The organism is Bacteroides sp., from assembly GCF_029057325.1.
GTDB lineage: Bacteria > Bacteroidota > Bacteroidia > Bacteroidales > Bacteroidaceae > Bacteroides.
This window is the reverse complement of record NZ_JAICZW010000154.1, coordinates 18,475-41,575: the sequence shown is the minus strand read 5'-3', so window position 1 is coordinate 41,575 and position 23,101 is coordinate 18,475. Positions and strand designations below refer to the sequence as shown.

16 protein-coding genes and 1 tRNA gene are annotated in these 23,101 nt (G+C 48.3%); 8 read left to right on the top strand and 9 right to left on the bottom strand.

All coding sequences use genetic code 11. The features are described 5' to 3' along the window. Both K2G43_RS09885 and murF read left to right on the top strand, forming a co-directional pair. Positions 1 to 68 (top strand) — tRNA-Asn (locus K2G43_RS09885). 124 nt (positions 69 to 192) lie between these two features. Beyond that, entirely contained in the window at positions 193 to 1,491 is a 1,299-nt protein-coding gene (gene murF, locus K2G43_RS09880; RefSeq protein WP_300154681.1) for a UDP-N-acetylmuramoyl-tripeptide--D-alanyl-D-alanine ligase, read from the top strand. 13 nt (positions 1,492 to 1,504) lie between these two features. On the opposite strand, the gene K2G43_RS09875 is transcribed toward murF, so the two are convergent. After that, positions 1,505 to 1,900, bottom strand: a complete 396-nt coding sequence (locus K2G43_RS09875; protein WP_297644918.1) for a hypothetical protein — start codon at positions 1,898 to 1,900, stop codon at positions 1,505 to 1,507. A 103-nt stretch (positions 1,901 to 2,003) separates the two neighbouring features. Between K2G43_RS09875 and K2G43_RS09870 the strand changes: the two genes are divergently transcribed. Continuing rightward, on the top strand, positions 2,004 to 3,371 hold the full coding sequence (locus K2G43_RS09870; protein WP_297644920.1) for a sodium-dependent transporter: 1,368 nt from the start codon (positions 2,004 to 2,006) through the stop codon (positions 3,369 to 3,371). A 6-nt stretch (positions 3,372 to 3,377) separates the two neighbouring features. Next, positions 3,378 to 4,358, top strand: coding sequence for a helix-hairpin-helix domain-containing protein (locus tag K2G43_RS09865; protein WP_300154677.1), 981 nt, complete (start codon positions 3,378 to 3,380; stop codon positions 4,356 to 4,358). A 21-nt stretch (positions 4,359 to 4,379) separates the two neighbouring features. On the opposite strand, the gene K2G43_RS09860 is transcribed toward K2G43_RS09865, so the two are convergent. From K2G43_RS09860 to K2G43_RS09825, 8 genes are all read right to left on the bottom strand, one after another. Next, complete coding sequence (locus tag K2G43_RS09860; RefSeq protein ID WP_300154674.1) at positions 4,380 to 5,267, bottom strand: AraC family transcriptional regulator; 888 nt, start codon at positions 5,265 to 5,267, stop codon at positions 4,380 to 4,382. A gap of 389 nt (positions 5,268 to 5,656) precedes the next feature. Beyond that, positions 5,657 to 8,446, bottom strand: a complete 2,790-nt coding sequence (locus tag K2G43_RS09855) for a sugar-binding domain-containing protein (RefSeq protein WP_300154671.1) — start codon at positions 8,444 to 8,446, stop codon at positions 5,657 to 5,659. Between the two features lie 418 nt (positions 8,447 to 8,864). Next, positions 8,865 to 10,043, bottom strand: a complete 1,179-nt coding sequence (locus K2G43_RS09850) for a RagB/SusD family nutrient uptake outer membrane protein (protein WP_300154668.1) — start codon at positions 10,041 to 10,043, stop codon at positions 8,865 to 8,867. After that, a complete protein-coding gene (locus K2G43_RS09845; protein WP_297644354.1) occupies positions 10,015 to 10,857 on the bottom strand; it encodes a hypothetical protein in 843 nt (280 codons plus the stop codon). The genes K2G43_RS09850 and K2G43_RS09845 overlap by 29 nt, the downstream gene beginning before the upstream one ends. Next, positions 10,854 to 13,184, bottom strand: a complete 2,331-nt coding sequence (locus K2G43_RS09840) for a SusC/RagA family TonB-linked outer membrane protein (protein ID WP_300154665.1) — start codon at positions 13,182 to 13,184, stop codon at positions 10,854 to 10,856. The genes K2G43_RS09845 and K2G43_RS09840 overlap by 4 nt, the downstream gene beginning before the upstream one ends. Positions 13,185 to 13,701: 517 nt before the next feature. Then, a complete protein-coding gene (locus tag K2G43_RS09835; protein WP_297644488.1) occupies positions 13,702 to 14,361 on the bottom strand; it encodes an ABC transporter ATP-binding protein in 660 nt (219 codons plus the stop codon). Between the two features lie 40 nt (positions 14,362 to 14,401). Next, positions 14,402 to 15,112, bottom strand: a complete 711-nt coding sequence (locus tag K2G43_RS09830; RefSeq protein ID WP_297644490.1) for a tRNA threonylcarbamoyladenosine dehydratase — start codon at positions 15,110 to 15,112, stop codon at positions 14,402 to 14,404. 4 nt (positions 15,113 to 15,116) lie between these two features. Continuing rightward, complete coding sequence (locus K2G43_RS09825) at positions 15,117 to 17,252, bottom strand: cation:proton antiporter (protein ID WP_297644492.1); 2,136 nt, start codon at positions 17,250 to 17,252, stop codon at positions 15,117 to 15,119. A 202-nt stretch (positions 17,253 to 17,454) separates the two neighbouring features. Here K2G43_RS09825 and K2G43_RS09820 point away from each other — a divergent pair, with 202 nt between their 5' ends. From K2G43_RS09820 to K2G43_RS09805, 4 genes are all read left to right on the top strand, one after another. Then, positions 17,455 to 18,462, top strand: a complete 1,008-nt coding sequence (locus K2G43_RS09820; protein ID WP_297644494.1) for an aspartate-semialdehyde dehydrogenase — start codon at positions 17,455 to 17,457, stop codon at positions 18,460 to 18,462. A 711-nt stretch (positions 18,463 to 19,173) separates the two neighbouring features. Beyond that, positions 19,174 to 20,028 (top strand): hypothetical protein, encoded by an 855-nt coding sequence (locus K2G43_RS09815; RefSeq protein ID WP_297644496.1) that lies wholly within the window; start codon positions 19,174 to 19,176, stop codon positions 20,026 to 20,028. Positions 20,029 to 20,432: 404 nt separating this feature from the next. Next, positions 20,433 to 21,599 (top strand): DUF1343 domain-containing protein, encoded by a 1,167-nt coding sequence (locus K2G43_RS09810; protein ID WP_297642875.1) that lies wholly within the window; start codon positions 20,433 to 20,435, stop codon positions 21,597 to 21,599. 45 nt (positions 21,600 to 21,644) lie between these two features. Next, positions 21,645 to 23,099, top strand: coding sequence for a sodium:solute symporter (locus K2G43_RS09805; RefSeq protein ID WP_300154658.1), 1,455 nt, complete (start codon positions 21,645 to 21,647; stop codon positions 23,097 to 23,099). Positions 23,100 to 23,101 lie beyond the last annotated feature (2 nt).

Here is a 23,101-nt window from a genome sequence, read left to right as displayed (position 1 = left end):
TCCTTAGCTCAGTCGGTTAGAGCATCTGACTGTTAATCAGAGGGTCCTTGGTTCAAGTCCAAGAGGAAGAGCAGAAAGGTTCATCACAACGATGAACCTTTTTTTATTTCCACACCACCATGACAACATAGCGATTAATGCTTTATCTTTGCACCACATAAATCAATGCGATTACTAAAAAACAAATCGGTTATGGATACAACTACTCTTTATTCAATATTCCAGCAGTGCTCCTGCGTCACCACCGACAGCCGCAATTGCCCCGAAGCCTCCCTGTTCATCGCCCTGAAAGGCGAGTCGTTCAACGGAAACGCCTTTGCCGCCAAAGCACTGGAAAGCGGATGCGCCTACGCCGTGGTGGACGAAACAGAATACGCCCCTGCCGGAGACGTGCGATACATTCTGGTGGAAAACGGCCTGAAAACCCTGCAAGAATTGGCACGCCACCACCGCAGGCAACTGGGCACGCCCATCATCGGAATCACCGGAACCAACGGAAAGACCACCACCAAGGAACTGATTGCCGCCGTGCTCTCGCAATCGCGCAACATCCTCTATACGCAAGGCAACCTGAACAACCACATCGGCGTGCCCCTCACCCTGCTGCGCCTGCGCCCGGAACACGAAGTTGCCATCGTAGAGATGGGTGCCAGTCATCCCGGCGACATCCGGGAACTGGTAGAAATTGCCGAGCCGGACTATGGCATCATCACCAACGTGGGAAAAGCACATCTGGAGGGATTCGGCTCTTTTGAAGGAGTCATCCGGACCAAAGGAGAGCTGTACGACTTCCTGCGAACCCGCAAAAACGCCACCATCTTTATCCACGCCGACAATCCGTATCTGAAAGAGATGGCGCATGGGCTGACCCCAATCACCTACGGCAGCGAAGAAGGATTGTACGTCAGCGGACACATCTGCGGCAATTCTCCATACCTCACCTTCGAATGGAAAGCAGACCGGGAAGAGGAACGCCACATCGTGCAGACGCAGCTTATCGGCGAATACAACCTCCCCAATGCACTTGCTGCCGTCGCCATCGGACGTTTCTTCAACATAAAAGCTGAACAGACAGACCGGGCACTGGCAGAATATGTTCCGCAAAACAACCGCTCACAACTGAAAAAAACGGTGGACAACACACTAATTATCGATGCCTACAACGCCAACCCCACCAGCATGAAGGCTGCCATCGGCAACTTCCGCCACATACAGGCAGAAAAGAAAATGCTGATTTTGGGAGACATGCGCGAACTGGGCAAAGAGAGTGCCAACGAACATCAGAAAGTGGTAGATTATCTGGAAGAATGCGAATTTGAGGACGTAGTATTGGTAGGAGAGCTGTTTGCCGCCACCCGCCATACCTATCCCACCTATCCCGACGCGCCATCGCTTATTGCCACCCTGCAAACAGAAAAGCCTTGTGGAAAAACCATCCTGATAAAAGGCTCAAACGGCATCAAGCTGAGCACAATAACGGAATACTTATAACCTTTACCACCTATCACCTACCAACAATCCGCGGCCTCACCAGAAAATAACCGGCCAAAGATGCCAACACAGCTCCCGTGGCATTGGCTGCAAAGTCCAGCCAATCGCCACCACGGTAGGTGGTGCAATACTCTTGAAGCAGCTCCACCACTCCACTGAACAACACCGGGCAAAGCAACGCTCCTACCCACGCATGCCACAGGGGAGCTCCGCCATCGCGATGCCCGCGAAGAAACTCCAGCCACAACATGCCGGACATGCCGAAGTACATGCAAACGTGCACCACCTTATCTATATGGGGGATTTTATACACTTCCAACTCATCGGAAGGCGGCTTGAAGAACGAAAGGTAAATCACCGCCAAAATGACGAACAACGACACCGGATATTTCTTAATATAATATAGCATATTTCAATTTATCAACGAACCATGTACAAAAATAGAGAACTTTTTCTATATTTGCACATTTTTGCTGGTATTAATAACGAATTGAAAGAAAAATCTACGTTTTATGACAAAAAGTGACAGAGCCAACTTCGGAAGTAAACTGGGCGTTATCCTTGCCTCGGCAGGCTCCGCAGTCGGTTTAGGAAACATCTGGCGTTTCCCCTTCGAAACCGGAAACCACGGAGGCGCGGCATTCATCCTGATATATCTGGTTTGCGTACTGCTTCTCGGAATCCCCATCATGATTGCAGAATTCCTTATCGGCAGACGCTCGCGGGCCAATACAGCAGGAGCATACCAAAAGCTGGCACCCGGCACGCATTGGCGCTGGGTGGGGCGCATGGGCGTATTGGCCGGTTTCCTCATTTTGGGATATTATTCCGTAGTGGCAGGATGGACGCTGGAGTTCATCGGCGAAGCCGCCACCAATAGCTTTGCCGGAAAGTCGGCAACCGATTTCATCGCCTCCTTCAACAGCTTTGTCAGCAACCCCTGGCGACCGCTCGTCTGGCTGGTGCTGTTTTTGCTTGCCACCCATTACATCATCGTGAAAGGAGTGGAGAAAGGCATTGAGAAATCGGCCAAAATCATGATGCCGATGCTGTTTGTCCTATTGCTTATCCTGGCCGTCTGCTCCATATCCCTGCCCGGAGCGGGTGCGGGCATTGAATTTCTGTTGAAGCCCGACTTCAGCAAAGTGGACAGCAACGTGTTTCTAGGAGCCATGGGACAAGCGTTCTTCTCGTTGAGCCTCGGCATGGGATGTCTCTGCACGTATGCTTCCTACTTCCGCAACGATACGAACCTGCCCCGAACGGCATTCAACGTGGCAGCCATTGACACACTGGTCGCCATCCTTGCCGGCTTCATCATCTTCCCCGCCGCCTTCTCGGTAGGCATACAGCCGGATGCCGGTCCCAGCCTGCTGTTCATCACGCTACCCAATGTCTTCCAGCAGGCATTCGGCAACCTGCCATGGCTGGCGGTGCTGCTCTCCTTGCTGTTCTACATCCTGCTGGCACTGGCGGCACTGACTTCCACCATCTCCCTGCACGAGGTGGTGACTGCCTATCTGCACGAGGAGTTCAAGTTCTCGCGCAGCAAAGCGGCAACACTCGTCACGGCGGGATGCACGCTCCTGGGAGTACTCAGTTCCCTCTCCCTCGGCATCGGCAAAGACTATACGCTGTACGGAATGACCCTGTTCGACCTGTTCGACTTCGTCACCGCCAAGCTGATGATGCCGGTGGGCGGCCTCTTCATCTCCCTCTTCACCGGCTGGTATCTGGACAAGAAAATCGTGTGGGAAGAAATCAGCAATAACGGCACCTTGAAAGTATCGGTTTACAGGTTTCTGATATTCATCCTGAAGTTTATCGCCCCGATAGGCATCACGGTGATATTCATCAACGAACTTGGATTCTTGAAATAAGCCGTCATGCGGAATCTCCTGAAAGAATTTTTCTATTTCTCCCGGGAAGAAAGACGTGGAATACTGGTACTGATGGCCGGCATCCTCCTCGTCTTCCTCTCCGGGCAAATCTACACATACCTGCGGAAGAGCCGTCCTCTTCCGAAAGAAGATATCGAACGGCAAGCCGCAGCCATGGCAGAATACGAGTCGTTCATTGCCTCCATCGAAAAGCAGGAGGAGAAGCAGAGCTACCGCTTCAAGCATTCCGCCCCGGAACATCCGTCAACAGCCGTTGCCTTGATGCCTTTCGATCCCAATGAAGCCGATTCTTCCACCCTTTGCCGCTTGGGTTTGCCCGGATGGATGGCACGAAACGTCCTCCGTTATCGCAGCAAGGGCGGCAAGTTTCGCAAAGCCGAAGATTTCAAGAAGATATACGGGATGACGGAAGAGCGGTTTCAAACACTCTTGCCCTATATTCGCATCACTTCGAAAGAGAAAGAAAAAGAGAAAAAAGAAAAAGAAACCACGCCAAAAGCCACCCCGCTCTACACCCCTCCGGCAAGCGGCGACAGCACCGTTCTAGCCCGAAGCAGGCAAGAGAAATATCCGGCAGGCACCATCATCGACCTGAACCGCGCCGACACCACCGAATTGAAGAAAATACCGGGCATCGGCAGTGAAATTGCCCGAATGATAGTCGGTTATCGACAACGCTTAGGAGGTTTCTACAGCATCGAGCAGCTAAAAGAAATCCATCTGGATGCCGCCCGGCTACAGCCATGGTTCTCCATCGACACCTCGCTCATCCGCCTCCTCAACCTGAACCGTGCCGGCATAGAGAAACTACGCTCCCACCCCTACATCAACTTCTATCAAGCCAAGGCGTTTGTGGAATACCGCAAAAAGAAGGGAAAGTTCCAAAGCCTGAAACCTTTCACCCTGTACGAAGAGTTTTCGGAAGCTGATTTAGAGCGAATCAGTCATTATGTCTGCTTTGAGTAGATACCTGCTTCTGTTCACTATCTATCCTTTCTTCATCTTTCTATATTCCCGTGGCGGCATTCCCATGATTCTACTAAAAAGGCGGGAAAAATAATAGGTATCTTCAATGCCTATCTTATAGCAGATTTGGTTCACTTTCATGTCTGTAAAGTCAAGAAGCCGGCAGGCTTGCTGTATTTTCAGCTGATTAAAATAAGTCAACGGAGCATAACCTGTCTTTTGATTGAATAAGACAGAAAAATGAGATGGAGAGTATCCCACATGTGCTGCAATCTCTTGCAACATCAGTTTCTTCTCAATATTTTCTTTCATAAAATAAATGGCAGCCGTTACGACGTCATACTGCCCCGGTTCATGGTGGGCAGCATCCCGATATTGCTGCAGATAGCGCAAAGTGCCAAAATAATGGTAGAATACGGAGCAAGCATAAAGCAGGTTTTCATGGCTATAGCCCATTTCCAACGTCCGGAGTATCTCTTCAAACATGTCAATCCGGTCGCTTATACGCGAATGCGCCCCTGGTTTAACCTCAATGGGACGCGCGCACCGCTTGGCGAAATAAGGAGCCAATTTCCCTTTAAAGTGAATCCAATAGATGGTCCAAGGGTCCTTTTCATCGGCTCCATAAGCATGTTCTTTCCCTGCCGGCAAGATGAAATATTGGTTGGCGGTCACCCGGTATTCCTGCTCTTCCGTCCGAAACCAGCCTGCTCCCTCTATACAATGGATAAAAACGAACTGCGAAATAGGTTTCTTCCGCTCCCGAAAATGATGCCATGCTTTCGGATAATAGCCTATGTCGGTAATGTGTAATATAGAGGAAATGGGATCTTCTTCCATTTCTTGGACAATGGATTGCGGAAGGACAAGCGCCCGTTCGCCATTGAAACCGTCTTTCTTTCTAATCATAATATTCAAACTTAAGAATAGTACAAACTTACAATTAAAAATCGGAAGATTATCCATCTTATCATTTTTTATCTATCTATTTTTCTTTTAAAGGGGGCTTTGCTTTGCACCAAAATCTTGTTCATTCATTATCATGAAACAAACAACAGGCTATTTATTATTAATCCGCCTCGTTTCGGCAATGGGCGGATTGCTTTTCGGATATGACCGGGTAGTAATCGGAGGTGCTAAAATTTTCCATTTTGCTGTTCGGTGTTGAGACACCGCTTTGGGGGACAGGTGAAATCCCCGCTTCCATATTCAAACAAAAAACACTACAATGGGGGTGTCAAAATGTCCAACAGTACACAGACAAGTTTTGACTCACCCCCATTGTAGCGCATCAATTCTCAATAAATAGATTCAGGTTTTTCCCGGGATGTTGTTTGTCCGGATGTCAAGAATTCTCCAATTGCTTCAAGAGAGGTTTGTCGTGTCGGACTGAATTTATCGGATTTCATATATTCTATGATACTATACAACAATTGCTTCTTTTCCGGACTCTTTTCCTGTTCACGGAGCAGATCCAGGCTGCATACGACCAGTTTTCCGTTCAAGCAGCCGGCTTCAAACAGATTGGCCAGTCGGCGGTTGTTGGCGAAGTTGTCCACACACTCAATAAGGGGAGTGACTTCGGTATGCAAGCTATCAATGCAGAGTGTCTTCGACTGCGTCGTAACCCTCCACCATTGCCAGTCGGTATGCCCTTCTGTCGGGAAGTATGCGAATGCCGGATGATTCGGATCAAGCAGCAATCCCATGGTTCCCGCCTGCTTGGGAAAATGTACCGGACTCCAAAATACGGGGACAAACTTTCCTTCCAGTCCTTTCAAAGATTCGTAAGGAGGGTTGAACAGTACTTTTTTCCCTTCTTGCAACGCTTTTTGGGCAACGGTAAAACGGTCTGTGACAACGATGTCCCCCTTGTCCACAATCAGGGATGCCGGATAAACCCATATCTTCCATTCATTCGCATAGGAGGTTCCCTGCAACGCAGCCGACAAGGTTAATTCCTTGGCTTCCGCAATTTGATTCAACGGACAACGAATGTTGCCGACAGCACTGTTTTCTCCAATAGGCAGCAAACGTGCAGGAAATTCCCCTTGCGCAACCGTTTGCCCGTTCCGGTCGGTCAAATTCCAGTTGACGACAGCATCTTCTATCGCTTTGTCGCTATAATTCACCATTTCGATGGACGCTTCAAATGTTTCATCGGATGTATAAACCGCTTTAGAGAAACGCGCCAACGGAGTCACTGGGGCACAAAACTGACGGAACGCAGCGGCTTGTATGATGCCTTTGCTTTCCCAGAAAGCGTTCAGCAGTCCAACAAGAGCCGTTCCCTGTCCGGGGAAGTCGTGCAGGTCCAACAATTGAAAACCGCTGATTCCCGGAGTCTTCATCGCTCTTTCAATCTCTTCTTTATAGAGCAGGGCTGCCAGCTTGCCGCTTGCCATCAAGTAGTCATCTGCCTTTCCTGACAATCCTTTTCTTTCAAGGTCTTCTTTTACGCCCTTGAAGTTCAGCGGTTCCAATACGCCGGTATATTTCTCTATCTCTTTCAGGTCGGGATAGACGGCATACTGCCCGACTTCATGCGTAATGAGCGGTACATCCATTCCTTCGACCGAAGCGGAATAATCCTTGTCGAATCGGGGCGATTCCGCATTGAACACACCTTGACCACGCACCCATCCTTTTTTGGTCCACTGGGTGATAAAGAAATCATCATCCGCTTCCGGCCAATCTCCATGACCTCTTTCGAAAGTAAATGAAGTGGTGGTGTAAAGACGACGCGAGTCTTTCCCTTTAACATGGTTCAAGAGCGATTTCAAAAAGGTGAAGTCATATTGGAGTTCGTTTCCCAAACTGAGCATACAGAAAGAAGGGTGGTTACCGTATGTTTCCAAGATGCGGTCCGCCTCGGCATACAGATAAGGAGCACGCTCATCCTCTTTCAAATCGGTTGACCAAAGAGGAAGTTCCACCTGAAGATAGAAACCAAGTGAGTCCGCCACCTCAAACGCCACTTCCAGAGGACACCAAGAGTGAAAACGAAGATGGTTCAGTCCCCATTCACGGGCAGTTGTGAAGACCTTTTCCCAGCCTTCATGCTCCATCGGCGGATAGCCGGTAAGGGGAAATATGCAGCACTCCAATGTTCCTCGCAAGAAGATTTTATGACCATTCAGCAATAAAGCCGATCCCTTCTTTTCCAAATCCCGGAAACCGAATTTGACTTTCCGGATATCTTTATACGATTCTGCCTCGATGGAAGCCTGAAGCGTATAGAGGTTGGGAGCAAATTCGTCCCATACCAAAACATCCTCTTTGACCGGACAAACCAGGTCAATGATATTCTTTCCGGGCTTGAGGGTCACGTGCTGCTGCATTTGTGTAGCAGATCCGATTGCAGCTTGGATGTCGGCGGTCAATGTGCCGGCAGTAGCAGCACCTCTGTTGTCTATCTGACACGTCACCCGTACCTGCCTGTTCTTATAGTCCGAATACACCTGCAAATCGCGAATCGAAACGGCATCCTTGGCAGTCAGGCTTATCTCCCCGATGGCTCCGTTCCACATAATCTGTGTCTCGTTGGTATAGGCATGAGCCATGTCACCAGCCGTAATGTCATATCGCTTCCGGTTATCGATACGGATGGTAATTTTATGCTTGCCGGGCGTCAGCTGTTCCGTCAGGTCATACCGATGTGGAGCGACCAAGCTCTCTTGCATGCCCTTGACACGATTCCCGTCTATCCAAACAGATGTCTGCCAGATGACACGTTCCAATTTAAGTTCAATCGCCTTACCTTCCCATCCGGAGGGTATATCGACTTCTTTGCTGTACCAAGCCGGGCCTACATAATTGTTTTTGCGGGTCAAGTGAAGGACTTGCGGCTTCTGGATAGATGGTTCCAACGTATTGGGAGTTCCATATCCGGCATCATCAGTTGTTCCGGGTAAATGGATAATGCTTTTAAACTGTCGTCGAGCCCATTCCTCGTTTATTCCGACATCGGTACTATCTAATGCAAATTCCCATTCCCCGGCCAAAGATATGGCGGAAGGAGTGTTTTTGCATGAAAACAGGCACATCAGCAGGCCTGTCATCAGAAAATAAATGTTTATTCGTCGCATAAATCAGGTATTAAGTTTATCGTATGCAAATTAAGCCCTTTTTCATTTTCTAAGAAATAGACTAAACAAGGATTCTAATGGAGAATTTTATGATTTTCCGCCAAACAAATATCCCTTGTCTAAGAACGTTCAATGGACGTCCAAACAAGGGATATTGATTGTCATTGCCTGCCTGTTGGCGGAATTAAATCAACAAGAAAATGACTTCTGCAATTCCCCTATATTCCCCGGCTTGACAGACACTTGCATCTGTCGTCTCAAACACTTGTGTCTGTCAGCTTGAACACAAGTGTCTGTCATGTTGAACACAAGTGTCTGTCAACTCTTTTTTCAACCTCTGATAATCAGTATATTAAAAAAAACGAGGGAAGCAATTTTGCAAATGAATTTCGCCAACAGGTCATTGCCTCCATGTTCATTATTTAATAGCCGGCAAGTTCGCTTCTGTAGGCCAATAAGGATTCTGGTAAATCGGAGAATTTTCCACACCGCCTGTAATATCGAAATGCTGTATATTGTACGGTGTCAGATAATGTGCCATAGACCATCTGTAACCATCTTTCGCAATGTTGTTGCTGACCTTTTCGTATGGACGCAAGTAGTCACTACGTGTAAGTTCGGATACATTGGATTTCGTATTGTCCATGCCATATACCAATTGCGAAGAACCATCTTCGTTCTTATACCAATTTTGCATTTCACCCCAGATTTTGAACCCTTCGATGTGGTACGGCGTGTCAATCATTTGATCCATCGCTCTCCAACGGCGCAAGTCCATATAACGCAAAGCCTCAGCCATCAATTCGCAACGACGTTCGCGACGGATATTGAACAAAGTCGGATCCACCAATTTTCCTGCCGAATATGCTCCCCAATCATTGGGTGCTTCTTTCGCCATATCTGTTGCGCTGATTGTTTTATTGTAATCCGGATCAAGATGAGAACGTTCACGGATTTTCCTCCAATAGTTTTGGGCGGTTCCGTCTAAAGCACCATCCCGTTCGTAGCAAGCCTCGATATAATTGAGTAAGGCTTCCGTACCACGAAATATCAGAGCACCGGTATAGTTTTCCACATTGCAGCACTGCTTCTGCTCATAACTGCTGCCTTTGCGCAAAGCGTAACCGGTAGAATATCCCTTTTCCGGATTACTGTTCAGTATGACCGGATAAGGTTCAACGGGTACTGCCATATCTCCATCTGCCGAAGGATACAGAATATTCTTTTGTCCCGGTTCTTTAAGGAAAATCGTAAGACGAGAATCACGGTCTTTGCGCACATCAGCAATCGTCTCATCGCCATGATAACCGCTGTTTGCCGCATAAATCGGCAGACCATTCGCCATCAAAAAGCCCTCTACCATACCGCGCGTAAGTCCAATACCATAATTACCATGTTGGCCGGCTGTCACTACATTGTGGGTAACTCCTAAGGCTTTACTATAAGGGCGCCACAATAATACTTCGCTATAACCAGACATATTTTCTGCCGAAAACATATCCATGTAAGGGTTGGCAGCTTCTTCGGAAGATTGCTGCACCAGACCCGTATTCTCAACCAAAATGACTTCATCGGCCACAGCTTTGGCCGCCTCCATTGATTGAGTCAGGATCGAACATATTCGCCAACGAAGTACCGGTCCACAAGTTCTCGCCGGAAACGAACAAGCGAAGTTTCGATATATGGAACTTACTTGTCAGATTTGCAGGTAAAGTATAGCCTAGCTGTACATTCTTCAGACGAATGTATGCCGCATTTTGCAAATAAGCGGTCTGTTTCTGTCTGTTCTTGCTTGAATCGAATACAGGACGGGGGTAATAAGCATTTAAATTTGCCGGCAGGTCATTGGACGCCTCGGCACGGAAATAGTCCGTATGTTCTACAAAGCCGGTGGAATGCCAAAGACCAGTAGCACCCCAAAAATAGGCACTGCCTTGCCAGTAATCGCGTTTCATGACACCCTGGAAGAAAGCGCGGAAATCAAATCCTTTGTAATCGGCGTTCAAGTCAAGACCGAACAGATAGCGGGGAGTATCGTTGCCTATCTTCTTCAAATCGCCCATATCGTTGTATTTATATCCGCCATTGTCTATTTTGCCGTCTCCATTCAAATCTTTGTACATGATGTCACCTGCATCCCAATTGGTACCTAACGCGTCTTGACCGCCGTTGGGAAGTGAAGCCAAGTGTTGCTCCATCTCCTCTTTTGATTTGGCAATGCCGATTGTCTCATATCCGTAGAGATCTCCCATCATCTCACCTGACAGATATTTATCCAATGTATTGGTCGGATTGGGATAACGGGTGATTTTGGTACGGGCGTCGGAAAGTATAAACTTGATTCCATATCCCAATCCGTTCCGCAACCGGTCGTTCCAACTGATATCCAGGTCAAAGCCGTATGTCTTCAAGTCCGTATTGTTTGTTTTAGGCACTTCCAGCCCAAGAATATAAGGCAATCGGGAGCCGGGCCTACCATGTCGAGCGTCAAACGGTTGTAATAATCGAATGAACCTGTCAGGCGGTTATTGAAAGCCCCGAAATCCAATCCGATATTCCAGTTACGGACACGTTCCCAGCCCAAAGATGCACTGATAAGACCCGGAACCGTCGCTGTATTCGGTCTCATTCCGTTCTGTAACCAGTATCCGCTACTTGCGCTTACGTTCAATACCCGATAGGTCGGATACCAATCTTTTGTATTTTGGTTTCCCAATTCCCCGTAAGAGCCACGCAATTTCAGCGTTCCTACATAATCCGCAATCGGTTTCCAGAACTCCTCACGTGCGATGTTCCAACCTAAGGAGAAAGAGGGGAACCAATTCCAGCGTTGCTCTCTGCGGAAACGGGAGGTACCGTCATATCGCAGGTTGACTTCCGCCAGATATTTACCTTGGTAATCATAGTTGACACGCCCGAAGAAACCTGCCGTGGACCACGCATAACGCGCACCGTTAGTACTCGGAGTAATAGTGTTTCCATAATAATCCTGTCCGGTGGTTATATCAACTTCCGGTTGTCCCGGGACAATGATACCGTTACGTTGCAGCCCGAACTCTGTCATTTTCAACTGCTCCGCCTGAAAGCCCACCATACCTTTGAAATTATGTCCGGATTCAAGGCTATAGGAGTATTCCGTGTAAGCGTTGATATTCATATAGTTTTCCTTGAGTTGGTCTTCATGTACATTTGAACTTGAATCGTAAATATACGGATTTCCATGGACATCGTGGTTATACAGATATTGTTTGTCCCAATGACGGTTAGCAGACATGAATCTGTAATTAAAGTCAGCATGGGTAATCCAGTTTTTAATGGGTTCCAAAATCAATGAGATTTGTTGATAAACATTGTCGGTCTGAGTTTTATCCCGTCCTCCATCTCTCAATCCCAAGACAGGAGAAGGAGAAGAGTACATATAACCGTTGTCGTCATATACCGGCAATGTCGGCCATCCCTGCCTGGCGAGGTCTCTGAACAGATCGTTCGTCAGAGAAGAAGGACGACCGAAATCTTCCCGGGTAAAACGATTACTATAATTCAACTTTGCCCAATCTGCCAATGTAAGGTTGATTTTTGCTGTCGCCGTATAACGGTCATAGGTATCCTGATTAAACTCCATCAATCCGTTTTGGTCCAGGTAATTCATGGAAAGATAATAACTGACCTTCTCCGAACCGCCATTCAGGCTCAGATTATGCTCTTGCGAAAAAGTGTGGTCACGATAAATCACATCGTACCAATCCGTATTGGCATTACCGGCGGTATATCCATCATACCAATAATCTCCATTCGCAAGGCTGACAGTAGATATTTTGCCGTCTTGGTAATCCTTGATGCGTTGTAAATGTTCAGGGGTGAAATAGGCTCCTGCCCCGTTATTCAAGCACGCATCATTGTAGAATGTGGCAAATGTGTAGGAGTCCATCTGTTTGGGTATCTTGACCGGGCTTCCCCAACGGAAACTGTTGTTGTAGTTGATGGTCGTTTTCCCGCTCTTTCCGCTTTTGGTTGTCACCAGGATAACTCCGAACGGTGCGCGCGAACCGTAAATAGAAGAAGCTGCCGCATCCTTCAATACAGAGATATTCTCAATATCTTGTGGGTTGATGGAATTAATGTCGCCCTCCATACCATCAATCAAAACCAACGGACCGCCTTCCGAGCCTTCGCCGATAGTACCTGTTCCACGGATATTCATATCCATTTTCTTATCCAGCGTACCACTTGTGGTTGAAATCTGCAAACCGGGAATCATGCCTTGCAATGCCTGAACCGCATTTTGGACAGGGCGAGACTCCAACGCCTCGGCATTGACTGTTCCCACCGAACCTGTCAGATTTACTTTCTTCTGCGTTCCGAATCCGACAACAACGACTTCGTTCAGCATCTGCGTATCTTCGGTTAAAATGATTTTCAGGGTTGCCTGCCCGGTATATTTGATTTCCTGAGTGACAAATCCAATATATGATATCTGTATGATATCGCCTTTTGTCACTCCTTCCAAAGTGAATTGTCCGTCCATATCGGTTATGATACCGTTTGTGGTGCCTTTCACCATCACAGAAGCTCCGGCCACCGGACCGAAGCTATCTGCCACCGTACCGGTAATTTTCCCGTTCTGTTGGGAAATACCTACATTCGACTGATCTAATGTTACCTCTGCATGGCCGGTCTCAGGATAACTTAACGCTCCGGCTAACAGGATTAAACTGATCTTTCTTAAGCTCTTCAACATACTTAACGTGTTTAATTAATTACTTTTTTTAATTAAATAGGACCTATCTTGTTATATGCATATCATTTTTCATGGCAGATTTACAATATATCTGAAATCATCTTTCAGTCTTATAGTAAAATCTGCCGCAAAGTAACTATATTACAAACAGGAATGAAATGGACTATCGCATGAAGGGCATGGACTATTTTACGAATCTTAAAAACTGTTTTTATGTAGAGCCACAGTTCTTTAAAGAAGTTAAAAGGAGTTATCAGCCAACAAGTCGGCTTAGGGGTTAAAGCGGTCAGAGCCACTTCTGCTTCGGATGTCCTTCGGACAAACTCCACTCTTATAAATCCGAAGAATGTCCGAAAAAACACGAAGAAAGTACAATACAGAAAAGAACCGGATAAGCCCCGGACAAGAGAAATAAAAAATTTCCGATTTCAGGTTTCAGCGTTCAGAAGAGTATCCACGATGTTAATATTTGCGATTCTTCCATATAGTCCAAATAGAAGAAAAGAAAAAGCAAGAATCAAACTCCGCCACAAATCTCCCCATCCACAATATGTATCGTCCGGTCAGTGAGTTGTGCCAGTCCTTCGTCGTGGGTGACGATGACAAAGGTCTGCCCCAAGCGGTTGCGCAGGTCGAAGAAAAGCTGGTGAAGCTCCTCCTTGTTGTGGGTATCCAGACTGCCGGAAGGTTCGTCGGCCAGCACGACAGCAGGACGGTTGATAAGCGCACGCGCCACAGCGACACGCTGCTTCTCGCCTCCGGAGAGCTCGTTCGGCTTGTGGGAAGCACGTCCGGCAAGTCCCATGAACTCCAGGATTTCCGTGGCAGCCGCTTTAGCTTCCTGTTGCCCTCTTCCGGCAATGAAGGCTGGTATCATCACATTCTCCAAAGCCGTGAATTCCGGCAACAGCTGATGAAACTGGAAAACGAAGCCGATATGCCGGTTGCGGAAGGCGGAGAGCTCCCGCTCCTTCATGCGGTCCACCTGTGTGCCGTCAATCACCACCGAACCGCCATCCGGCCTGTCCAACGTACCCATTATCTGCAACAACGTCGTCTTGCCTGCCCCGCTGGGGCCGACAATGCTGACCACTTCGCCTTTCTCTATGGATAAATCAATGCCCCGCAATACTTGCAGGTTGCCGAAGCTTTTCGTTATATTCTTTAATTGTATCATAAGTTTTATTTTAAGAGTTATCGGGAGTCAGCAGGAGCTATCATAACCTCTTTATCACATACTCCGCCAAATAGCACCCGAATACCGCCGGCAGATAGCTCACCGTGCCGCAAGTCGATTTCTTGTTCAGCTCGTCCTCCGTCAGCAACACGGCCTTCGGATCCGCCTGCTCCGTACTGAATACAACGGGCAGCTTGCGCCTGACGCCCATCTTCTGGAGCCGCTTGCGCACCGCCTTGCTCAGCCCGCAATGATAGGTGTCCCATATATCGGCAAAACGCACCTGCGTGATGTCGCTCTTGGCACCCGCTCCCATACTTGACACAATCTTGATGTGCCGCCTCATCGCTTCCACAATGAGGTGGCATTTCGGTGCCAGCGTATCAATGGCGTCCACCACAAAGTCGTAGGTGGAGGCATCCAATAATTCGGGGATATTCTCGTCTTTCAAAAATAGAGGAAGCACGGTCAGCTCCAGTTCGGGGTTGATATCCCTGAAACGTGCCGCCAGCACTTCCGCCTTCTGCTGTCCCACGGTAGAGTGCAAAGCCGGCAACTGACGGTTGATGTTCGTGGGTTGCACCATATCCGCATCGACAATCGTCATGCGTCCCACCCCGGCCCGGCAAATCATCTCGGCGGCGTATGCGCCTACGCCTCCCAGCCCCACGACAAGCACGTGCGCCCGTCGCAGCCGTTCAGCCTTCTCCTCTCCCAACAAAAGCTTTGTCCTCTGTTGCCAATCTTCCATCTGTTTATTCCTTTTCTTTCTTAAACCATTTATAGAACCATGTGCCCACTTTCTCGTAATACTGCGCCTCATTGTTGCCATGCGGATTAGAGAAGGAGACCGAATCCTGCGGTTCGCCCAACTGATCGGGATAAACCACAATCAAGCTGTTATTCGCAAAATACTTGCTGATTTGCGTAGGCAGTTTCTCGAACGAGCTATCGTAGGAAATGGAGCCTCGACGGGCACTGATGATGCCCAGCAGGTGATCGTAATTCACCTGCCCCGTCAGCAGCAGCAAGTCGTCCCAATCGTCCAGGCGGGAGAAGTCCGTCAAGGTCTTTCCATATTTCTTCTTCACCAATCCCTGCAAACGGGCGGTGGTCTCTTCGTTGGCATAGAAATGCACCCGGCAGCCCAGCATCGAGCCCAAGCGGCAGAAATGTTCCACCCACTTCTGGAAGCCCGCCTCATATTCGGCCTTCGGAGGAACAGCCACTATCACCCGCCTGATAGTGTTGATAGGTATCAGCAATTTGGAGACGATGACCTCACGGTGCAAACCCTTCAGCAAGTTCTCCGTAAGCATGCCGAAGAACGAATCCACAATATTGACCTTGCGATGCAGTCCGATGATGATGTCGGTCGCCTCATACTCTTTCGCCGTATGGATGATGCCGGAAGCGATATTCAGGTCGTAACGGGTAATCTGCGTCAGGGGTACATCCGCCGACGCCGTTATCATAGCCGCCTTCTCCAGGCAGCGTTTCCCGCGGAGTTCCGCGTTCTCCGAATGAGCATCATCGTTGATGACATTCAAGGCGAGCAAGTTGTCCTTCTGCTTGGAGTCACGTATCACCAAAGAGAGACTAATCAAGTCCTCAATAGTATCCGGATTGGCTATAGGAATCAGAATCCGTTCTTTCTCCGTCGAGCGGTTCTCCTCGATGTGGACCTCTTCCATCGCTATCTTCCGCGCGGCACGCTCCGTAATGAATGAGCTGACGATGCAAGTCACCAGAATCAGCAGCACCGTACCGTTCAGCACATCGTCGTTCAAGAGACGTTCTCCATCAGGCAAGATGATGTTGTAGCCCACCAATACCGCCGCCAGCGTCGCCGCCGCCTGCGCATTGCTCAATCCATACATCAGCTCCCGTTCGACGCCTCCCATCTTATATATCTTCTGCGTCAGCCAGCAGGCTATCCATTTGCCCAGCAACGCCACCACAATCATCACACCAGCCACCTTCAAGGCATCTCCGTGCCCGAAAATCACATGCACATCAATCAGCATTCCCACGCCTATCAGAAAATAAGGGATGAAAAGCGCATTGCCCACAAACTCCAAATGGTTCATCAGCGGAGAGACGTGCGGAATCAGGCGGTTCAGCACCAAGCCCGCGAGGAAAGCACCCAGGATGCCCTCCATCCCCACAAACTCCATCAGTCCCGCCCCAAGGAACACCATCGCAAGAATGAAAATGAATTGCATCACATTGTCATCATACCGCCGGAAAAACCAGCGCCCGATACGCGGGAAAAAGTAAATGATCAATGCTCCCAGAAAAATCACCTTCACCACCAGCCACAGCCAGAACCAGCTGCCCGACTCACCCTTGAACAGGCCGCCGACAACCGCCAGCACCAGCAACGTCAGCGTGTCGGTCACCGCCGTACCCCCTACGGCAATGCTCACACTGCGATGGCGCGACACCCCGTAACGGATGACAATCGGATAGGCGACCAACGTATGCGAGGCATACATACTAGCCAGCAGGACGGAGGTCAGCACGCTGTATTTCAGCAACGCCATATTCGTGACCAATCCGATGCCTATCGGTATGATGAAAGCCAGCAGTCCCAGCACCACCGCCTTGCCGCGGTTCTGTTTGAAATCGCCCATGTTCATCTCCAAGCCGGCAAGAAACATGATGTAGTACAGCCCCACCTTGCCGAAGAGCTCGAAACTGCTGTCACGCACCAGGATATTGAAGCCGTGCTCACCGATGACGAGGCCCGCCAGAATCATGCCGATGATATGCGGGATGCGCAACCTGTTCAGCAACATAGGCGCAAACAATATGATGAGGAGTACAAGGAGAAATATCCAAGTAGGGTCGGTAATCGGGAGTTTCAAGCTAAAGTCAAACCAGTTCATAGAGTACAAGTTTTAGGTTTATGATGCAAAATAACGAAAAACTTTTCACTTTGTGCGTTGCTATACAGCATTTTGTTATAAATTTGCAGCCTGCCTGATAAAGTTGACAAAATTTTAGGTAAAAAAACCGAAAGATTTCCGGTCGGCTTATCAGTCATCGGCTGAGATAACTTTATTATAAATCTAAAAAACAAAAGAAAAAATGAAAGTAGCTATTGTTGGAGCAAGCGGAGCCGTGGGACAAGAGTTCCTGCGAGTGCTCGATGAACGAAATTTTCCGTTGGACGAATTAGTGTTGTTCGGTTCTAAACGCAGCGCCGGTACCAAATACACCTTCCGCGGTAAACAGATCGAGGTCAAACTCTTGCAACACAACGATGACTTCAAAGGGGTAGATATCGCTTTCACTTCCGCAGGCGCAGGCACCTCCAAAGAGTTCGCCGAGACCATCACCAAGCACGGAGCGGTGATGATTGACAACTCCAGCGCCTTCCGCATGGACGCCGACGTGCCTCTGGTTGTGCCCGAAGTGAATGCCGCCGATGCCAAGGATCGCCCGCGCGGCATCATCGCCAACCCCAACTGCACCACCATCCAGATGGTAGTGGCATTGAAAGCCATCGAACAGCTGTCACATATAAAGACCGTACACGTATCTACCTACCAGGCCGCCAGTGGTGCAGGTGCCGCTGCCATGGACGAGCTGTACGAGCAATATCGTCAGGTACTGGCAGGCGAGCCTGTAAAAGTCGAGAAGTTCGCTTACCAGCTTGCCTTCAACCTCATCCCGCAAATCGACGTGTTCACCGAAAACGGCTACACCAAAGAGGAGATGAAGATGTATAACGAGACTCGCAAAATCATGCACTCCGACATCAAGGTCAGCGCCACCTGTGTGCGCGTCCCCGCCCTGCGTTCCCACTCCGAAAGCATCTGGCTGGAGACCGAACGCCCCGTCTCCATCGAAGAGGCGCGCGAGGCATTTGCCCAAGGCGAAGGCCTGGTGCTGATGGACAACCCGGCAGAGAAGGAATACCCCATGCCGCTGTTCCTGGCAGGCAAAGACCCCGTTTACGTAGGCCGCATCCGCAAGGATCTCACCAACGAAAACGGACTGACCTTCTGGATTGTGGGCGACCAAATCAAGAAAGGTGCCGCGCTGAACGCTGTGCAGATTGCCGAATATCTGGTGAAGGAAAAAGCATTGTAACATACACATTTCGCCATTATCAGGAAGAGGGTGCACCGACGCACCCTCTTTTTTTGTCCCAATTCATTTTGTGACAAATGAGAAGAGGCAAATTGTCCTCTAATTCCTTTTACCCCCCTGTAAATGAAATAACATTGGAAACGGCGTCTTATTCCCTCCAAATGTAAAAACTTTTCCCGTCTCTTTCTCACAGCCGAAACATTTCGGTGAAAAAACGCCCTTCCCCCTTTTCCTCGCCGCTCTCCCTATCTGCTCCCGGTCCACCCCCTACCAGGGCCTATTCGGCTTCGGACGTTCTTCGGACAAACTCCACTCCCTAGGACCGAAGAACGTCCGAAGAACGTCCGAAGAAACACCGAAGAAACTATGGAGAAGAAAAGGACCGGATAAGAGGCAGGCAGGAAGAACAGAGGATAATGGAATTTGTGGGAGAAAGAAATATCGTGTAAACATTTATGATTTCATCCCTTTTAGAGGACTCAAAGGTGTCATCAGCCGACAAGCCGGTTTAGGAGTTAAAGCCAATACTTTCGCAACGGCATCCTGCACAAACGTATCGGCTTTAGCTCCTAATGAAGCAAAGCGAAGTGATAACTCCTATAACTCCCGTAAATGAAAAAGCCGTGATGAAAAACACTTTTTCTCTGACAATCCCTTGAAAATACTAAAAAATAGTCATACATTTGTTGATTAATTCCAAAACCAACTACCATGAAACTAATTGCAGAGAGCAGTTCCACAAAAACAGAATGGGCACTGGTTGAAGACAATCATCTGATACAACGTGCTTTTACGGAAGGGCTGAATCCTTTCTTTCAAACCAGAAGAGAAATCAGCCGAAGTGTGCGGTTAGGGCTACCGGAGTTTTTTTTCAAGAAAAGGCCGGAACAGGTGTATTATTATGGTGCCGGCTGCACCTCATACGAAAAGAAAAACATATTGGGAGCTTCCCTGGTAGCACAATTCAAAGCCCCCATTCAGGTAGAAAGCGATTTGCTGGCTGCCGCCCGCAGTTTGTTCAAATGCGAAGCGGGTATCGCCTGCATTTTGGGAACCGGTTCTAATTCATGCTTCTACAATGGAAAAATCATCGTGAAGAACGTAAAAGCGGGAGGCTACATCTTAGGCGATGAAGGCAGCGGTGCCGTACTTGGCAAGCTCTTCCTGTCAGACGTATTGAAAGGATTGGCCCCTAAAGACGTGACGACCGATTTTTTCGATAAATTCCGCATCAACCCCAATGAAGTAATGGAATCGGTTTACAATCGCCCGTTCCCCAACCGCTTCTTGGGCACACTCTCCTACTTCTTGGCAGACTACCTTCACGATGATTATGTATTTGAGTTGATAACAAACAATTTAAGGAACTTCTTCACCCGAAACGTATGCCAATACGACTATCAGAACTACCCCATCCGCTTTGTCGGTTCATTGGCCTATAGCTACGCCGACATATTACGCGAAGTTGCCGGTGAGTTCGGGATAGAGCTGAAAGTCATCGAAGAGACGCCTATGAGCGGATTGATTGAATTTCATTCACTAAATTTAAATCTAGAAGAACCTTAAATCATTGTCAAAAGGGGATATGTGGATGAAAATAGGAACATTCCCTTATCGTACAGATAGCTTTCGCCGGGATTGAATAAAGGGAGGGAGTCAAAACAAATGCCTCGTTTTCTTTTAGGCACGGATTACACGAATTTACACGGTTTTCTTCTTGATTAATCCGTGAAATCTATGTAATCCGTGCCTAAAATCTATCATTATGTCAGTTCCTTTCCGTTTTGACTTTACCTCCTTCATTATGTTAACAAGCATGACAATCACGCCAAAACGATGTGTGGCAAAGAGCGAATCTCACTCTTCTGCAAAATAAGATTGATAATATCAAAAATAACCAAATAAGTGTTTTTGATATTAAAATAAAATGTATCTTTGTTGCATACAAGGTACCTCTTAAAATTACTATCATGAAGAAACTACTTTTTTTGGCCTTTGTGCTGTGTAGTTCTTTGCTGTGCCAGGCACAAAAAGAACGGGTTATTTTAGGTGACGAGCAGACCTCCGAATACTTTCCCATCCTAAAAGGTAAACGAATTGCGATATTCTCCAACCACACAGGAATGATTGGCGACAAACACCTGCTGGACATCCTACTGGAAAACAAATTTAATGTAACGGCTATTTTTTCACCGGAACATGGTTTCAGGGGGAATGCGGATGCGGGCGAGCATGTATCCAGCTCAACGGATCCAAAGACCGGTGTACCCATTCTCTCATTGTATGACGGCAAATTGGGGAAACCGAACGACAGCTCCATGCGCAAATTCGATCTCCTGATTGTGGACATACAGGATGTAGGGCTCAGATTCTACACCTATTATGCCTCCATGTGCAGACTGATGGATGCCTGCGCCGAATACAACCGCAAAGTATTGGTACTGGATCGTCCTAATCCGAACGGGCACTATGTGGACGGTCCGATATTGGATATGAAGTATAAATCGGGGGTGGGCTGGCTGCCGATTCCTGTAGTACACGGCATGACATTGGGCGAACTTGCACTGATGGTAAACGGCGAACGTTGGTTACCCGCTTCACGCGTATGCGACCTGACCGTGATTCCCTGCAAGAACTACACACACCAAACCATGTACAGGTTGCCGATTCCTCCGTCTCCCAATCTGCCGAATATGAAATCCATCTATCTCTATCCCTCCCTCTGCTACTTTGAAGCGACTCCGGTCAGCCTGGGTAGAGGAACCGACCTCCCGTTTCAGATATATGGACACCCCAACATGACAGGATATGACTACAGCTTTACTCCTCGCAGTGTTCCGGGAGCCAAGAACCCGCCTCAACTGAACAAGCTTTGCCACGGCGTGAACCTAAGCAACCTGAGCGATGAAGAGATTTGGAAACGCGGCATCGATTTGAGCTACGTCATCGACGCCTACCGGAACCTAAACATGGACAGCCATTTCTTCCGTTCCTTCTTCGAACTGCTGATTGGCACAGACTATGTACGCAAAATGATAGAGGAAGGAAAAAGCGCCGACGAAATCAAAGCGACATGGAAAGAAGACGTTGAGAAGTTCAAGATACAGCGCAAGCCCTACCTGCTATATGAAGAATAATTGAGAATTGAGAATTGAAAATTGAGAATTGATAAATCTGAAATCATGTCCCCCCTTTCTGTCATCATCACTATCGCCGCTTATTTCGTGATACTATTCACGGTATCCTATATTGCGGGAAGAAAAGCCGATAACGAAGGTTTCTTTGTCGGCAATCGCAAATCATCTTGGTATGTCGTGGCCTTTGCCATGATTGGCTCCGCCATTTCAGGAGTGACCTACGTATCTGTGCCGGGTATGGTCGCAGCAGGTAGTTTCGGTTATCTGCAAATGGTATTGGGGTTCATTGCAGGACAACTTATCATAGCCTACGTACTGGTTCCATTGTTCTACAAAATGAACCTGGTCTCCATCTACGAGTATTTGGAGAATCGCTTCGGCGTCTCCTCCTACCACACAGGTGCCTGGTTCTTCTTCATTTCCAAAATGCTTGGTGCGGCCGTACGATTGTTCCTCGTCTGCCTGACGCTGCAACTGCTGGTATTCGAACCGCTTGGCCTGCCGTTCATCCTCAATGTTATCATCACGGTGGCACTGGTATGGCTATACACCTTTCAGGGCGGAGTCAAGTCTCTGATTTGGACCGATTCGCTGAAAACATTCTGCCTGGTGGTGTCGGTGGTGCTTTGCATCTGGTACATCGCTTCCGACCTGAATCTGTCGTTCACCGGCATGATAGGTACCATTGCCGATAGCGACATGTCGCACATCTTCTTCTTCGATGACGTGAACAGCAAGCAATACTTCTTCAAACAATTCCTTGCCGGGGCTTTCACCATGATTGCCATGACAGGATTGGACCAGGACATGATGCAGCGCAACCTGAGTTGCAAGAATTTCAAGGATTCACAGAAGAACATGATTACCAGCGCCATCTCCCAATTCTTCATCATCCTGCTTTTTTTGATGCTGGGCGTGCTGCTGTACATCTTCGCCGCCAACCAACATATTACGGTAGAGAAGAGCGACGAACTCTTCCCGCTGATTGCCACCGGCGGCTATTTCCCCACCGTTGTGGGTGTCCTTTTCATCATCGGCTTGATCTCTTCCGCCTATTCCGCTGCCGGTTCGGCACTTACCGCGCTGACAACCTCGTTCACCGTTGATATTCTTGGGGCAAAAGGCAAATCGGAAGAGTCGATAGTCAAGATACGCAAGAAGGTGCATATCGGCATGGCGGTCGCCATGGGCACCACCATTTTCATCTTCAACCTTCTGAATAACACGAGCGTTATCGATGCCGTATATATCCTGGCAAGTTACACGTATGGCCCGATACTCGGATTGTTCGCATTCGGTATCTTTATGAAACAACAAGTGCACGACAAATATATCCCGTTGGCAGCCATCGCCTCCCCCATCCTCTGCTTCATCTTGCAGAAGAACTCCGAAGCGTGGTTCGGAGGCTATCAATTCAGTTACGAATTGCTGATATTCAATGCATTGTTTACGTTCATCGGGCTTTGCCTGCTGATAAAGAAAGAAACGAAAAACATTTAACT

Excerpts from the sequence above, each read along its gene's own strand:
- murF (WP_300154681.1), top strand. The coding sequence starts at position 193 with ATGGATACAACTACTCTTTATTCAATATTCCAGCAGTGCTCCTGCGTC.
- K2G43_RS09875 (WP_297644918.1), bottom strand. The coding sequence starts at position 1,900 with ATGCTATATTATATTAAGAAATATCCGGTGTCGTTGTTCGTCATTTTG.
- K2G43_RS09870 (WP_297644920.1), top strand. The coding sequence starts at position 2,004 with ATGACAAAAAGTGACAGAGCCAACTTCGGAAGTAAACTGGGCGTTATC.
- K2G43_RS09865 (WP_300154677.1), top strand. The coding sequence starts at position 3,378 with ATGCGGAATCTCCTGAAAGAATTTTTCTATTTCTCCCGGGAAGAAAGA.
- K2G43_RS09860 (WP_300154674.1), bottom strand. The coding sequence starts at position 5,267 with ATGATTAGAAAGAAAGACGGTTTCAATGGCGAACGGGCGCTTGTCCTT.
- K2G43_RS09855 (WP_300154671.1), bottom strand. The coding sequence starts at position 8,446 with ATGCGACGAATAAACATTTATTTTCTGATGACAGGCCTGCTGATGTGC.
- K2G43_RS09850 (WP_300154668.1), bottom strand. The coding sequence starts at position 10,043 with ATGGAGGCGGCCAAAGCTGTGGCCGATGAAGTCATTTTGGTTGAGAAT.
- K2G43_RS09840 (WP_300154665.1), bottom strand. The coding sequence starts at position 13,184 with ATGTTGAAGAGCTTAAGAAAGATCAGTTTAATCCTGTTAGCCGGAGCG.
- K2G43_RS09835 (WP_297644488.1), bottom strand. The coding sequence starts at position 14,361 with ATGATACAATTAAAGAATATAACGAAAAGCTTCGGCAACCTGCAAGTA.
- K2G43_RS09830 (WP_297644490.1), bottom strand. The coding sequence starts at position 15,112 with ATGGAAGATTGGCAACAGAGGACAAAGCTTTTGTTGGGAGAGGAGAAG.
- K2G43_RS09825 (WP_297644492.1), bottom strand. The coding sequence starts at position 17,252 with ATGAACTGGTTTGACTTTAGCTTGAAACTCCCGATTACCGACCCTACT.
- K2G43_RS09820 (WP_297644494.1), top strand. The coding sequence starts at position 17,455 with ATGAAAGTAGCTATTGTTGGAGCAAGCGGAGCCGTGGGACAAGAGTTC.
- K2G43_RS09815 (WP_297644496.1), top strand. The coding sequence starts at position 19,174 with ATGAAACTAATTGCAGAGAGCAGTTCCACAAAAACAGAATGGGCACTG.
- K2G43_RS09810 (WP_297642875.1), top strand. The coding sequence starts at position 20,433 with ATGAAGAAACTACTTTTTTTGGCCTTTGTGCTGTGTAGTTCTTTGCTG.
- K2G43_RS09805 (WP_300154658.1), top strand. The coding sequence starts at position 21,645 with ATGTCCCCCCTTTCTGTCATCATCACTATCGCCGCTTATTTCGTGATA.